Here is a 13040-nt window from a genome sequence, read left to right on the forward strand (position 1 = left end):
GGCAGCATCTGGCAGGTTGGGCGGAGAGTGGACGCTCGCCGTGCCTGCAAACCGATTGGGTCGCGAAGCAAACAGCTGACATTCAAACGACGATTGAAGTGGTGTTTATGCTGCGTCACCGCATGACGGCTTCGAGCCCTGACTGTGAATTCTATATTTTCGCTGCATGCGCACGCAGTAATGGTGGTGCTGCAATTGCCGTCCACTTCTTCGCCTTCAAGGTATCAAGACCAGACATTCACGGTCACCGTTGCAGAACCATCTGGGTAGACCCATTGAACGATCATGAGTTCTCGGCAAATGGCCCGCAAGCGAACAAGCCCTTGATGCTTTGCTAGCGTGTTACCGTAGCGCGGTGCTGACCTACGGGTGCGGAGGGCAGAGGCCGGATCGGAGGGCAATTCATGCCAAGATTCCAACTTCCCGCCATCTCCTCGAAGCGCAGAGCCTGAAACATGTGCCGGATTACCGGACAAAAACATCCATTGTTACCTAGACAGGTCTGAGCGATCCGAGGGCGACTCGATCTCGCGAAAAACCTTGGTGATCTGGCGCTATTTAACGTAGCCATCAACAGCAAATTACGTGGATGTGATCTGGTCAGGCTCTCAGTCATCTGTTCCAGTACTGTTCGCGAAGCCGGCGTTTATAAAGCTTGCCTGTCGCGGAGCGTGGAAGCTGAGCTTTGAAATCAATGCTGCGCGGACACTTGATCGGGGACAAATGCTGACGGCAATGATCGATCAATGACTGAGCCAGTGTTTCGGAACTGGCCACGGAAGGCATCAATTGGACGATGGCCTTCACCTCTTCGCCGAAATCCGCGTTGGGAACACCGATCACTGCCGTATCCAGCACCGCCGGGTGCGAAAGCAGCACGTTTTCGGTTTCCTGCGGATAGATATTCACCCCGCCCGAAATGATGACAAAGGACTTGCGGTCGGTGAGATAAAGGTACCCCTCGTCGTCCAGGTGGCCGATATCGCCCAGCGTGGTCCAGCCTTGCGCATTGGTGCAGGCGGCGGTCTTGGCCGGGTCCTTGTGATAGGAAAACTGGTGGCCGTTCTCGAAATAGACCTCGCCGGTTTCGCCGATGGGTAGCTCAACCCCGGCTTCGTCGCAGATATGCAAATGGCCCAGCTTGGCCTTGCCCACCGATCCGGGATGGATCAGCCATTCGGCGCTGGTGATGGCGGTAAAGCCGTTGTTCTCGGTGCCGGCGTAGTACTCGTGAATGACCGGACCCCACCAGTCGATCATCTTCCGCTTGATATCATGCGGGCAAGGGGCGGCAGCGTGGACGGCCATTTCCATCGACCCGAGATCGAAGGCCAGACGATCCGCCTCGGGCAGTTTCAGCAGGCGGACGAACATTGTGGGCACCCATTGGCTGTGGGTTACCTTGTGCCGCTCGATCAGTTCCAACGCGCCCTTGGCATCGAAACGGTCCATGATATAGGCCGTGCCACCCATCTTGATGGTGACCATAGCATGGCGCAGCGGTGCCGCGTGGTAAAGCGGCGCGGGGCTGAGATAGCGCGTATCGGCAGCATAGCCGAACAGTTCGGTCAGGAGGTCGATCAGCATCGTGCGCCCGCCCGGCGCGTCCTGGGGAAGGGGCCATTTGATCCCTTTGGGCCGCCCCGTCGTGCCTGAGGAATAGAGCATGTCGAGCCCCTGTCGTTCATCCGCGATGGGCGTCCGTGGCATCCCCGCGGCCGCGGCGGCCCAATCGGGCACGTCCTGCGGGCCTTCGCCCACCCGGAAAAGCGTGCAGTTGCTGGCGCGCGCGGCGCCCTGCACCAGCGGCAGGTAGCGGTCCGAGGCGATCACCAGCCTGGCGTCGCAATCGCCCAGGATAAAGGCGATCTCCTCTTCGGTCAGGTGGGTGCCGATCGTGGTGTAGTAGACCCCGCAGCGATCGGCTGCAAAGCACAGTTCAAGAAACTCGCGTCGGTTCTCCATCACGATGGCGATGTGGTCCCCGATACCGACACCCTGCGCCCTGAGCAGCTGCGCGCTTTGGTTGGCGCGTGTCTCAATCTCGGCAAAGGTGACGGCCTCACCCGTTGCGCACATCACAAATGCTGGCTTGTCTTGTGGCTGATGGCGCGGCTGATAGGGATGGGTCGGTTCGGTCATGGCGGTCAGAACTCGATCAACGTCTTGCCGAAATGCCCGCCCTGGCGCAGGTGGTCCAGGGCCGGTTTCAGATCCTCGAAGGCAAAGGTTTTCCCCAGAACCGGGCGCATCTGGTGCTGTGCCATGGCGGCAAGCATCGCTTCAAACCCGTCGCGATGGCCGACGGTCACCCCTTGCAGACGCACCTGCCGCGCGACGATGGGGCCAAGCGAGGCCTTGATATTCAGACCCGACAAGACGCCGATCATCGACAGCGTCCCACCCGGGCGCACCGCGCGCAGCGACAGGGGCAGGGTTTCGGCGCCGCCCAGTTCGATGATGTTGTCATAGCCACCACGGTCAGAAGTGATGGCGCGGCTAGCGCGGGCCCAGTCCTCGGTTTCGCGGTAGTTGATGGTCTCATCCGCGCCCATGGTGCGCACGTGCTCCAGCTTGTCATCGCTGGAGGAAATCACCGTCACATGCGCGCCGTGCATCTTGGCGAAAGCCAGCGCAAACAGCGCCACGCCGCCAGTGCCCTGCACCAGAATTTGGTCGCCCGCGCGGGTCTGGCCATGGGTGACAATCGCGCTCCACGCGGTGAGCGCGGCGCAAGGCAGCGTGGCGGCCTCGGCATCGGTCAGGTAATCCGGAACCTTTACAACGCCTTCTTGAGACAGGCACACCAGGTCGGCCATCACCCCATCCAGCGGCCCGCCAAGCGCCGAGGCGAACCGCTCGGGCGTGGGCTCGCCCCCGATCCAGTTCTGGAAATAGGTCGTGCACACGCGGTCGCCCACGGCTACCCGAGTGACCCCCTCGCCGACCTCCACGACCTCGCCCACCCCGTCCGAGACCGGGATCAGGGGCAGATCACCCGTGGCCTGGCCATAGCCGCGTTCCGGCACGATCAGGTCACGTGAATTGAGCGAGGCCATGCGCATGGCGATCACTACCTGGCCGGGCCCGGATTTCGGCTCGAGCCTCTCGGATAGGTTCAGGTTGTCAAAGCCCCAATCGCCTTCGATCTGGAAAACACGCATGGATTACCTCTTGGGATTGTCGGCGCCCGCCCGGGTCAGCCGCGCAACGCGGTCGCGCAAGATGCTGGTGGCGCCATCGGTGAAACCTGCCATCTGGGACGCGGCCAGATGGCGGGTGAATGGGTAGTGCGGCAACAACCCCGCCGCGCCCATGGCGTGCAGCATCGCAGGGATGTGGCGTTGCGCGGCCTCGGTTGCGGCGATCTTGGCCTGCGCGGCGGTGAGCTGCGCGTCCTGCCCAGTTGCGATCAAGGCAACCGCCCGTGACGTCAGGGCTTGTGATGCGGCCAAGTCGGTCTGAGCGCTGCCCAGCGGTTGCCGCCAGGCGGCTTGCTGATTAAGCGGCTTGCCAAAACTCTGCCGCTCCGCGCCATAGTCCGCCGCCTCCGCGATCGCCGCGCCCAGCATGGCGTTACACATGGCGGCCACGTATGTGCGCGCAGCATTGATTTCGGTCAGGATGGATTTGAAGGCGGTGCCGGGCGGCAAGAGCGGCTGGGCCTGTGCATCGGTCAGGGTAAAGCTGCCGGTGCCCATGGACCCTTGGGCAAAGCCCGATGTGAGGGCGCTCCGCCTGGCCCCGGGCTGTGCAAGATCAACAAGAAAGCCACCGATGCTGCCCGCATCGCCCACCGTGCCGCATTGGGCAAAGACCACGGCCAGACCGGCATGGCGTCCATTCACGATCCATGTCTTTTCGCCTGTGATCCGCCAGCCATCTTCGGTCTCTGCGGCGCGCGTGCTGATGGCGGCGAAATCCGTGCCGGTGCCCGGTTCCGTCAGCGCCGTGCAGGCGCTGATCTCGCCCGAGAGGATCCGGGGCAGATAGGCATCGCGCAGCGCATCAGTGGCCGAAAGGCACAGGCGTGCACCCACATTCTGCGTGTTGATCAACGCCATGGCAAAGCCGAAATCGACCGCAGCCAGCGCCTCGCAAGCGTCCACCAGCGCATTGAAGCTCAGCCCCAGTCCTCCATTCTCTTGGGGCGTGGTGATACCCGTCAGCCCATGCGCCGCAGCCTCTTGCCAAAGTACGGGATCCGGCGCGCCGCCCAAGGACCAGCCGGGCGCTGCCCTTGCCACGGACCCTTCCGCAAAGGCCCGAACACGCGCCAGAAACGCCGCCTCACTCATGACCGGCGGGCCTTGATGCGGGCCCAGAGGTCTCCCGCGACGCCCACGATGCCGCGCGGCATGAAGATCGTCGCCAGCACCAGTACCAGACCGTAAAGAATCAGGCGGAAACTGTCGGCAAAGCGCAGGTATTCCGGTAGGAACACCACGAAGAACGCCCCGATCACAGGCCCCGCGATGGTGCCAGAGCCGCCGATGATGACGGCCAGAATGGCATCCAGTGACTGCGCCACACCAAATATTTCGGGGTTGATGAAGCTCTGGTAATGGGCATAAACCGCCCCGGCAAGCCCTGCATACATCGCCGAGGTGACAAAAGCGAAAAGCTTGTATTTCCATGCCGGAATGCCAAGCGCGCCGACCAGGTCCTCGTTCTGGCGAATGGCGATCAGGTTCTGCCCGATCCGGCTCCGCACGATCAGCGCGGCAAGCCCGGTCATCAGGGCTGCGATGATCAGCACAAAATAGTAGTAGGTCTCGCGATCGCGCCAGTTGAACAGGCCATCCTTGCCGCCAGGCTTGGGAATGCCGGTGATCCCTGCCTCGCCCTGCGTCAGGTCGTGCCAGTTCATCAGCACGATGAAGATCACCAGGTTGAAGGCCAAGGTCACGACGGCAAAGTAATGCCCCTTGACCCGGAGGCTGGGATATCCCGTGAAGACCGCGAAAACGGCGGTCACGCAAGGCGCCAGCAGGATGGTCAGCCAGACGGGCAGATCGTAATGCAATCCCATCAGGGCGGTGGAATAGGCCCCGATCCCCATGAACCCCGCCTGCACGATCGAGACATAGCCGGTATAGCCCTGGATCAGGTTCTGGCCCTGCGCCGCGATCACCCAGCACAGCGCGAGTATCGCCAGATGCAGGTAATACTTCACCGAAATTAGCTGCGGCAGCAGGATGAAACCCACAAGCGCTACCATCCAGAGGATATGTTTGCCGGACAGTTGCATCATGCTTTCCCCATCAGGCCCTGTGGGCGCACCAGAAGAACAAGGATCATGGCCACGAAGGCTATCACGTCCTTGTAAGCGGAAGAGATGAAGCCGGCGGCCAGTGCCTCGGTAATCCCGAGAACCAGACCGCCCACCACCGCACCGGGGATGGAGCCGAGCCCGCCGAGGATCAAAACGGCAAAGCCCTTCACGACCAGCCCCTCGCCGATGCCCGGCGCAATGGCAAATAGTGCGCCCACCATGACCCCGGCGCACACGCCCAAGGCGGTCGATATCGAGAATACGACCAGCGGGATCGTGTTGACATTGACCCCCATCAGGATCGCTGCATCACGGTTTTCGGCTACCGCGCGAATTGCCTGCCCGGTCTTGGTTTTTTCCACAAAGATCGTCATCGCCGCGATCAGCAGCGCGGCAGCCACGATCACATAAAGCCGCAGCTCTGGAATGGTCACGCCACCGATGCTGAAGACCCGGTTGAAATCGGTGGGGATCACCACCTGCTCATGACCGAAAAATTCAAGGTTCAGCCCTTCGACCATCATGGTCAGGCCAAGCGCCACTATGAAGGCGTTGATGTGACTTGCGTTGCGCACCGGCCGATAAGCCAGAAGCTCTATCAGGACGCCGAGGATCAGCCCCACGATCAACGCCACCAGAATGGCCGCCAACAACGGCAGGCCCCACATCACAACAAGGAAAAAGGTCAGATAACCGCCGAACATCGACACCGACCCGTGCGCGAAATGCGCGATGCCAAGGATGCCGAACACCGTGGTCAGCCCAAGCGCAATCAGCACATAGACCCCGCCGATGGCCATCCCATTGATGATTTGCTGAAGAATCTCGATCATGTCCGCCATCCCCAAGCGCCGCTAGGCGGCGGCGCGGAAGCATCCCCCGCGCCGCCGGAGTTTCATCAGTCGATAGTGCTCAGGAAGGCCGAATAGGCAGCGGCATCTGACGGCAGGTCCTGCACGAAGACCCAATTGCCGCTCTGCCACTGGAACGCCCCGTTCGAGGTATAGGCCTGACCGTTCACATCGAACATTTTGCCGTCCACCGGCAGGTATTGCATGACAACCTCGTCCGGCACTGCCAGTTCGCGCAGCGCAGCGGCCACGGCTTCGGTATCCTCGACCGTGCCTGCCGCCTCGATCGCATCCTTCAGCGCGTAAGTCTGATCATAGGCATAAGGAGAACTGGGCGACGGCGCGATATCGTATTTTTCGGAATAGTTCTTGTGATAGGCGATGCCGTTCTCGCTGGCCGACAGCAGCGTCAGCTCCGTCGGGCGCAGATCCCAGACGCCTTCCATCTGCTCGGAAGTCGCCACGCGCAGGAACTGCTCTTCCGATCCGCTGGTAAAGCCGTAGCGCGGCACGTCGATGCCCAGTTCCACCGCTTGGCGATAGATGAAGGCTGCCGGTTCCACATAGCCCACTACAAGGATCGCATCGGGCTGCAACTCGCGTATCTTGGTCAGTTGCGGGGACATGTCGCGATCTTTCAGGCCAAAGCTTTCGCGGGTAATGAGCTCACCGCCTGCTTTGTTCAGTTCTTTCTCGAACGCATCGACATAGCTGGCATAAAAGCCCACATCGAGAGCTCCCAAAACGGCAACCTTCTTGTGGCCCTTTTCAGCCACGAAAGTGCCGGCTGCCGCGCCGGTATAATCCGCTGGCGGGCGTGTCCGGGTCAGGTTCGGAATTTCGCGCGTGGTGATCGACCGTTCGGCGGCGTTGCCCACCAGCATCACCGCGTCTTCATTCTCGATGAAGGACGCCACCGCGCCAGTGGCCCCCGAACAACAAAAGCCCAGGATGTATTTCACTCCGTCGCGGTCGATCAGCTTGCGCACCGAGTTCGACGCCTCGGTCGGGTTCGCCTTGTCATCATAGGCAATGACGTTCAACATGTAGGTGTCGTCGCCGACTTTGATGCCGCCGGCGGCGTTGATTTCATCCGCAGCCAACTTGACTGCGTTGGCCTGCGGCAAGCCATAGACCGCCGCACCGCCGGTCAGCGCATCGCTGACCCCGATATCCAGTTGTTTATCGGCGGCGAAAACCGCCGATCCGGTCAGCGCCAAGGCCACCGCAATAGTTCCCAGTCTCATATCATTTCCTCCCAGTTGACGTTTCGCCGGCTAGTGACCCAGATAAGCCTTGACCACCTCCGGATGTGATTGCAGTTCTTCTCCAGTACCGCTCAGCACGATCTCACCAGCCTCGAACAGATACGCCCGGTCCGCCAAACGCAGCGCCATCAGCGAATTCTGTTCGACCAGCAGGATGGTTTTTCCCATCTTTTTGATGCTCTCGATCGTTTCGCCGACCTCCGCCACGATCTTGGGCGCAAGGCCCAGCGAAGGTTCGTCAAAAATGCACAGCTTTGGCCGTGCCATCAGGGACCGGGCAATAGCCAGCATCTCCTGTTCGCCGCCCGACAGGGTGCCCGCCGCCTGGCTGGCCCGCTCCCGCAGGATCGGGAACATGTCCATCATCTCTTCGAGATCGCTGGCCTGTTTACTGTCGGTGCGGGCATAGGCTCCCATTCGCAGGTTTTGGACCGTGCTCATTTGTGGGAACACCTGCCGCCCCTCGGGGCACATGGTGATCCCAGCCCGCACGATGGCATGGCCACTTTGGTTGGTAATGTCGGTCCCTTCAAAGGAGATCGTGCCCGCCTTGGCTGGGACAAGCCCGCAGATCGCCTTTAGGGTCGAGGATTTGCCCGCACCATTCGCCCCGATCAGCGCCACGCATTCGCCTTCCTGCACCTCGAGGCTGATGCCGTGGATCACCTCGATTGGCCCATAACTCACCCGTAGGTTCGAAATCGTCAGCATCACGGCGCCTCCCCCAGATAGGCGTCAATCACCGCCTGGTCGTTGCGGATTTCCTCGGGCGTGCCCTCAGCAATCTTCGAGCCAAAGTTCAGCACCACGATGCGGTCACAGACCTCCATGATCAGCGCCATGTGATGCTCGATCACCAGAACCGATATTCCGGTATCGCGAATAGCTTTGATCAGATGTGACAACACCTTGCGTTCGTGGCTGACCAGCCCCGCGGCGGGTTCGTCCAGAAGCAGAATCTTGGGCTGCGCAGCCAGTGCGGAGGCGATCATCAGAAAACGCTGTTCGGCGGCCGTGATCGTGCCCACCGTGTCATCGGCAACGGCCACAAGCCCGGTCAGTTCGAGGATGTCCTCGATCCGCTGGTTCACGGCCTCGTCCTCGCCGGGGTGCCGCCCGATTCCGAAAACTGAAGACAGCGGGTGCGAATGCAGCGTCACGTTACAGCCCAGACGGATTTGCTCACGCACGGTGAACTCGGAAAAGACGCTGGCGGTCTGGAAGGTTCGCGCCAACCCCATCGATACGCGCTCGTATTCCGGCAGGGTCTGGATATGCCCACCCGCCAGCAGGATTTCACCCGAGGTCACGGAGAAAACGCCCGCCAGCGCGTTCACCGTCGTCGACTTGCCAGACCCGTTGGGCCCGATCAGCCCAAGAATTTGCCCCGGCTCGACCGAAAATGACAGTTCACGTACCGCATGCACGCCGCCGAACGACTTGCACAAACGATCCACCTGCAAAATGGCCGTGGTCAAGATGTCCTCCCTTCTGCTTTTGTCAGCAGTTGGCAACAGCGTAGCCCGCAATCCGCGAGAGACGAAAATACAATCATTTTTCCTTGCTATCTAAAATTTCGATGATCAGAATTCGAAAACCCTTTGTCGAGAAAGTGTCAGATGTCGTCCGAAATCCGAAATTTGAAGTCAATTCATGTATTTAGTGTAGCTTCAGATGTGCTCAACGTAACCCGTGCAGCGCAGGTCCTGAACACTAGTCAAAGCGCCATCAGCTATCACATCAAAAAATTGGAAGCTGAGCTCAACATAGCGCTGTTCCGGCGAACCTCCACGGGGCTGGAGTTGACCGAGGCGGGAACAATCCTTGCCGGGCATGTTGCGCGCGGCCTCGAAACCATTCGCACCGGGATCGCGCTGTCGGCCAGCAGGGCAGGTACAATCGAACTGGCTCTGCTGCCAATGTTCGCAAGCCGCTGGTTGTCCTCGAGGCTCGGTGGCCTGCTCGAAACCAACCCAAGCCTGCAACTGTCGATCAAGAATCACAACAACAACTACGCGCATCTCGACAAGCCCGAGCGATTTGCCGATCTCGGGATCCAGTGGGGCCGTGGAAACTGGAGCAAGTTCAAGGTGACCAAGCTGTGGCCAGAGCGGCTCGTCGTGGTGTGCAGCCCGGACTACCTTGCGGCGCATCCGATCCAGCAACCATCGGACTTGACCAAATGCACTTTGCTGCATGTCGACGACACGCGGATGTGGAAGGAATGGTTTGTCGGCAACAATGTCGCCATTCCCGCCACCCCGTCGAGGATGATGCTTGAGGATCGGCATTTCCAACTCAGCTCGACAATCAATGGGCTCGGCGTCTCGCTGTTCGCGGCTTGGGCGGTACGCTCCGAACTCAAAAGCGGCGCGCTTGTGAACCCGTTGGGCTCCACCTTTCCAACGTCCTTCGCCTACCACCTGATCGTGCCGCTGAATGAAGAGATGTCGCCATCGGTCCAAAAGTTTCACGACTGGCTGCTGGACATAAGCGGGTCTGCCAACGCGCCAGTGCCCTAGCCACCGCGCTATCACGGTCTTCAACTTACTGTATGAAGGATGGAACAAACGGCGCCATTGCATAGAGCTCGAAGAAAAGAAATGGGCGGCCCGTGTGCTATTCAACGCGAAGTTCTGAAAAGTGGACGGATGGCCCCTTGGCGCTGAGGTAGCGAAAGCTCACTTTTCCCGCCTCTCGACTGTCGAAGCCGAGTACGGCAAAAGGACGGGTTGATTTCCACCAGTTCTTGATAGGTGTGAAGGTCCGGTCTGAGGACATCCGCTGCAATGCAATAAAGAGTGTTTCGCACCTGCAAACTGTTGCTGCGTCAGCAAACGTACAGAAGGACAACGGCAGGTTTGTCCCGCACAGCCGTCATCCAGTCGGTGAAAATGCTGCGCGATGAACGAATGGCCGGTCTCGTGACGCTGCTGCGCAGTAATCAACACCTCGGCCAAGGTCCGCTCAGGGCCGATCGCGTTGTGAAAAGGGGCCTTGCCTCAAAGCTGTCCTCCACTGGCTCTCCAAGAAGCTGTCTTGTTGATCCTCGCCATAACCGTTGAAGGCTCAGAGATCGTCATAGTGGGTTTTGTCAGTAACCCAGCTCACAGATATCGCTCACTTGCCCTTTAGAATGGCGGCGATGACCAAGCCGATAGGGCCGAGAAGGGCACCCCAGACAGCGCCCTTGCCGCCGTCGATGAAGAAGCCAATGATCCCGAAGACAATTGCGCCGATGATGATGAATTCCATGGTGATATCCTTTCTCTGGTGGAAAAGCTGCTTAGCCCTGTTGCTGGTTTTCCGTTTTAAGGTGCGCTGCTAGTCGCTTGGCGAAACACCCAGCGCCTCAAGCGTCACACGATCCGGCGCACCTGTGGCTGGCAGACCATTCTGTTCCTGAAAAGCACGCATCGCTTTGCGTGATCCGTTGCCCCAGACGCCGTCGGGTGTGCCTGCATCAAAGCCACCTGCGTTCAGCATGGTCTGGATGGCGCGGTAGTCATCACGGGATAGGTCCAGCGTGGACCAGCCGCACGCGCCAGCCACGGCCTCGATCGCGTCTTGAATTCCGGCGAGATCAAACTCGGCGTCATAGCGTTGGCCATTGCCATCTGTTAGCCGGATGAAGAAGTCCTCTGCATCGTAGAGGCCGCGCAGGAAGTCTTCGGATCCTGAACCGAAGAGACCAGCGCCTTTGTTGTTGGTCAATTCGTTCCAACGAGTGGATTGCGCACGTTCGCTGTCGATCCGGTACGTGATGTCGAAAGAGTTCCGCCGGATGGCGCTCATGATGAAATCATCCTGAATGAACACAATCGAAGTTTCACCTTCGCGGCACTGGGCAAGAAGGGCCGTCGTTCCACTGAAGCTGCGCGCGTCATAGGCCGAGTAATTGACCGCGATCACTTCGGGGCTGTCGTCGATCGCTGCGCGTTCTTGGCTGATCACCCACCAGCCTGAAATCCGATCCCCTTCGTTATGTGCCTGCTCAAAAGGGGCAAGGCTGTAATCGATGTCGGGATGTTCTGGATCGGCCCAAGGCATTGTTGCAGCAGTGACCTCGTTGCCTTCGGCTGTGGCGGCGGGGGCTGATGCGTCTTTACTGGGCGGTGCTGATGTCGTCACGTTTGGCGTTATTGGGAAGGCGATCCCATAGCGGGCCTGCAGATAAGCCATTTGCAATTGGGCAAGGGTGAGCTTTTCGGTTTCAACACGGCTAAGGGCCACCGCCTGGATCAAGCCGCCTGCGGATTCTGCGTCGCTTTCGGCGGCCTCAACGCGTTGCTGCTGGGCGGCCATTTCACCGAGCAGTTGCTCGGCGCGCTGAGGATCAGGCTCGACAGCCGGCACGGTGACTTCAATCGGCGCGCCGGTGGCCTCAGCCTCTTGCCGGGCCTCTACGATCGTGCGTAACAGAAGCAGCGCTTCCCGGCGACTTTCAGCGAGAATGCGGATCAGCCCGCCATCGTATCGGGTGATCGTGGCCTCGACCTCTGTGATCTGGTTGTCGATCGCCGCGATCTCTGTATCAAAGGCAGAACTTTCCTGCGCCAAAGCGTTTCCCGCCAGACATGTGCTGATCAGCAGGGATGTTGTGAGCTTGCTCAGTCTTGTCATATCGAATGTCCTCTCTGCGGTTGGCCCTCGCCATGCCTGAAGTCGGAACGCGTCGGCGCTCCTATCGACGGCAATAGCTGGCGCGGGGAAGGCGGCTTCGCGCAGCTTGCGTCTCAAACCTGCTGTAAGCACCGCCAGAATATCTCGGGCAGTCCAAGGCATGCCCCTGCGAGATTGCGATTGCTCCAATGTCCTGACCATCAAGGTAGCAGACGCCGACCCAACGATCGTAGGTGCGCGCGCCGTTCAGATTACATGTGACGGTCTTGCCTTCGACCAATCGCCGCATGAAGGCCCGGGCATCGCGACCATAACGGTTGGAGGTTTCAGGGCCATCGACGCCGTTGAGACGCACAGCTGTGCCAGCCACCACAATTGTGTCAACGTCCCGAACTTTGGTCACACGACCTTCAATTTGGCGAGCTTGAGCATTGGCCGTAGCTACGGTGCAAAGCAAAAGGCTCACACTGAAACCCGCCAAGGCGATGCTTTTCAGACGCCAAAGAGCGCCAGCGCCCCGCGCACCAGTAAAAACGCGATCACGAACCATATTGCGAAACGAACCAATTCTATCATGGAAGCGCGCCATAGCTGATCTGTGCATTTGCATCAGCATTCCAGCTTCACATCAACGGGGTTCGGCACGAGGTCTTGAGAGGCGCCAGTACCAGCATCAACGGCCAGGCCGATAACACCCCCGACCAATACGTTTCCGGCGACGCCCGCTGCGCCACCGCCAGCCGTCTTGTGCGTCACATTCACCCGCATGGGCTTGCAGCCCGGCTTTGTGATGTCGACCACGAATTCAGAACGACGCGGCATCTTGATCGCACATGGTGTGCTGCCGCAGCTGAATCCGTTGCTGGTCTGCACCTCCGCACCAGCTGGATCGGTTCGGATTTCAAGAACATCTTTTGAGCCCCGGGTAATCGTCGCGCAGTTGGCAACAAGCAGCAGAGATGCTGTCGCGAGGATAGTGTTGCGTGTTTTCATGGTCAGGGCCCTAAATCTTGTGTTAAGAAT

Annotated in this window: 13 protein-coding genes; 1 reads left to right on the forward strand and 12 read right to left on the reverse strand. The window is 59.8% G+C overall.

Annotated elements, in window-relative coordinates; translation table 11 throughout:
• Positions 1-612: 612 nt before the first annotated feature.
• The 8 genes from RAZWK3B_RS11505 to RAZWK3B_RS11540 form a co-directional block, all read right to left on the reverse strand.
• Positions 613-2142, reverse strand: coding sequence for an acyl-CoA synthetase (locus tag RAZWK3B_RS11505; RefSeq protein WP_007815269.1), 1530 nt, complete (start codon positions 2140-2142; stop codon positions 613-615).
• A 5-nt stretch (positions 2143-2147) separates the two neighbouring features.
• Positions 2148-3164: a zinc-dependent alcohol dehydrogenase family protein gene (locus RAZWK3B_RS11510; protein ID WP_007815271.1), complete on the reverse strand. Its 1017-nt coding sequence runs from the start codon at positions 3162-3164 to the stop codon at positions 2148-2150.
• A 3-nt stretch (positions 3165-3167) separates the two neighbouring features.
• Positions 3168-4298, reverse strand: a complete 1131-nt coding sequence (locus tag RAZWK3B_RS11515) for an acyl-CoA dehydrogenase family protein (RefSeq protein ID WP_007815273.1) — start codon at positions 4296-4298, stop codon at positions 3168-3170.
• Positions 4295-5254, reverse strand: a complete 960-nt coding sequence (locus tag RAZWK3B_RS11520; RefSeq protein WP_157132231.1) for a branched-chain amino acid ABC transporter permease — start codon at positions 5252-5254, stop codon at positions 4295-4297. Before RAZWK3B_RS11520 ends, RAZWK3B_RS11515 begins: the two co-directional genes overlap by 4 nt.
• Complete coding sequence (locus tag RAZWK3B_RS11525; RefSeq protein ID WP_037295681.1) at positions 5251-6108, reverse strand: branched-chain amino acid ABC transporter permease; 858 nt, start codon at positions 6106-6108, stop codon at positions 5251-5253. Before RAZWK3B_RS11525 ends, RAZWK3B_RS11520 begins: the two co-directional genes overlap by 4 nt.
• Before the next feature lie 65 nt (positions 6109-6173).
• On the reverse strand, positions 6174-7373 hold the full coding sequence (locus tag RAZWK3B_RS11530) for an ABC transporter substrate-binding protein (RefSeq protein ID WP_007815279.1): 1200 nt from the start codon (positions 7371-7373) through the stop codon (positions 6174-6176).
• A 30-nt stretch (positions 7374-7403) separates the two neighbouring features.
• A complete protein-coding gene (locus RAZWK3B_RS11535; RefSeq protein ID WP_007815281.1) occupies positions 7404-8105 on the reverse strand; it encodes an ABC transporter ATP-binding protein in 702 nt (233 codons plus the stop codon).
• The gene (locus RAZWK3B_RS11540) at positions 8105-8872 is read right to left on the reverse strand and encodes an ABC transporter ATP-binding protein (RefSeq protein ID WP_007815283.1); all 768 of its coding nucleotides are present in this window, start codon (positions 8870-8872) and stop codon (positions 8105-8107) included. The genes RAZWK3B_RS11535 and RAZWK3B_RS11540 overlap by 1 nt, the downstream gene beginning before the upstream one ends.
• A gap of 141 nt (positions 8873-9013) precedes the next feature.
• On the opposite strand from RAZWK3B_RS11540, the gene RAZWK3B_RS11545 reads away from it, so the two are divergent.
• The gene (locus RAZWK3B_RS11545; RefSeq protein ID WP_083799104.1) at positions 9014-9916 is read left to right on the forward strand and encodes a LysR substrate-binding domain-containing protein; all 903 of its coding nucleotides are present in this window, start codon (positions 9014-9016) and stop codon (positions 9914-9916) included.
• A gap of 598 nt (positions 9917-10514) precedes the next feature.
• On the opposite strand, the gene RAZWK3B_RS21840 is transcribed toward RAZWK3B_RS11545, so the two are convergent.
• The 4 genes from RAZWK3B_RS21840 to RAZWK3B_RS11560 form a co-directional block, all read right to left on the reverse strand.
• Complete coding sequence (locus RAZWK3B_RS21840) at positions 10515-10649, reverse strand: hypothetical protein (protein WP_007815286.1); 135 nt, start codon at positions 10647-10649, stop codon at positions 10515-10517.
• A 69-nt stretch (positions 10650-10718) separates the two neighbouring features.
• Positions 10719-12179: a peptidoglycan-binding domain-containing protein gene (locus RAZWK3B_RS11550; protein WP_232279517.1), complete on the reverse strand. Its 1461-nt coding sequence runs from the start codon at positions 12177-12179 to the stop codon at positions 10719-10721.
• Complete coding sequence (locus tag RAZWK3B_RS20615) at positions 12079-12633, reverse strand: thermonuclease family protein (RefSeq protein WP_353611292.1); 555 nt, start codon at positions 12631-12633, stop codon at positions 12079-12081. The genes RAZWK3B_RS11550 and RAZWK3B_RS20615 overlap by 101 nt, the downstream gene beginning before the upstream one ends.
• The gene (locus RAZWK3B_RS11560) at positions 12627-13010 is read right to left on the reverse strand and encodes a PEGA domain-containing protein (RefSeq protein ID WP_007815293.1); all 384 of its coding nucleotides are present in this window, start codon (positions 13008-13010) and stop codon (positions 12627-12629) included. The genes RAZWK3B_RS20615 and RAZWK3B_RS11560 overlap by 7 nt, the downstream gene beginning before the upstream one ends.
• Between the last annotated feature and the right edge of the window lie 30 nt (positions 13011-13040).

The organism is Roseobacter sp. AzwK-3b (genome assembly GCF_000170875.1).
GTDB classification, from domain to species: Bacteria; Pseudomonadota; Alphaproteobacteria; order Rhodobacterales; family Rhodobacteraceae; genus Roseovarius; species Roseovarius litoreus.

Coding starts and splice junctions, on each gene's coding strand:
- RAZWK3B_RS11505 (WP_007815269.1), bottom strand. CDS start 2,142: ATGACCGAACCGACCCATCCCTATCAGCCGCGCCATCAGCCACAAGAC.
- RAZWK3B_RS11510 (WP_007815271.1), bottom strand. CDS start 3,164: ATGCGTGTTTTCCAGATCGAAGGCGATTGGGGCTTTGACAACCTGAAC.
- RAZWK3B_RS11515 (WP_007815273.1), bottom strand. CDS start 4,298: ATGAGTGAGGCGGCGTTTCTGGCGCGTGTTCGGGCCTTTGCGGAAGGG.
- RAZWK3B_RS11520 (WP_157132231.1), bottom strand. CDS start 5,254: ATGATGCAACTGTCCGGCAAACATATCCTCTGGATGGTAGCGCTTGTG.
- RAZWK3B_RS11525 (WP_037295681.1), bottom strand. CDS start 6,108: ATGATCGAGATTCTTCAGCAAATCATCAATGGGATGGCCATCGGCGGG.
- RAZWK3B_RS11530 (WP_007815279.1), bottom strand. CDS start 7,373: ATGAGACTGGGAACTATTGCGGTGGCCTTGGCGCTGACCGGATCGGCG.
- RAZWK3B_RS11535 (WP_007815281.1), bottom strand. CDS start 8,105: ATGCTGACGATTTCGAACCTACGGGTGAGTTATGGGCCAATCGAGGTG.
- RAZWK3B_RS11545 (WP_083799104.1), top strand. CDS start 9,014: ATGTCGTCCGAAATCCGAAATTTGAAGTCAATTCATGTATTTAGTGTA.
- RAZWK3B_RS21840 (WP_007815286.1), bottom strand. CDS start 10,649: ATGGAATTCATCATCATCGGCGCAATTGTCTTCGGGATCATTGGCTTC.
- RAZWK3B_RS11550 (WP_232279517.1), bottom strand. CDS start 12,179: ATGCCTTGGACTGCCCGAGATATTCTGGCGGTGCTTACAGCAGGTTTG.
- RAZWK3B_RS20615 (WP_353611292.1), bottom strand. CDS start 12,633: ATGCTGATGCAAATGCACAGATCAGCTATGGCGCGCTTCCATGATAGA.
- RAZWK3B_RS11560 (WP_007815293.1), bottom strand. CDS start 13,010: ATGAAAACACGCAACACTATCCTCGCGACAGCATCTCTGCTGCTTGTT.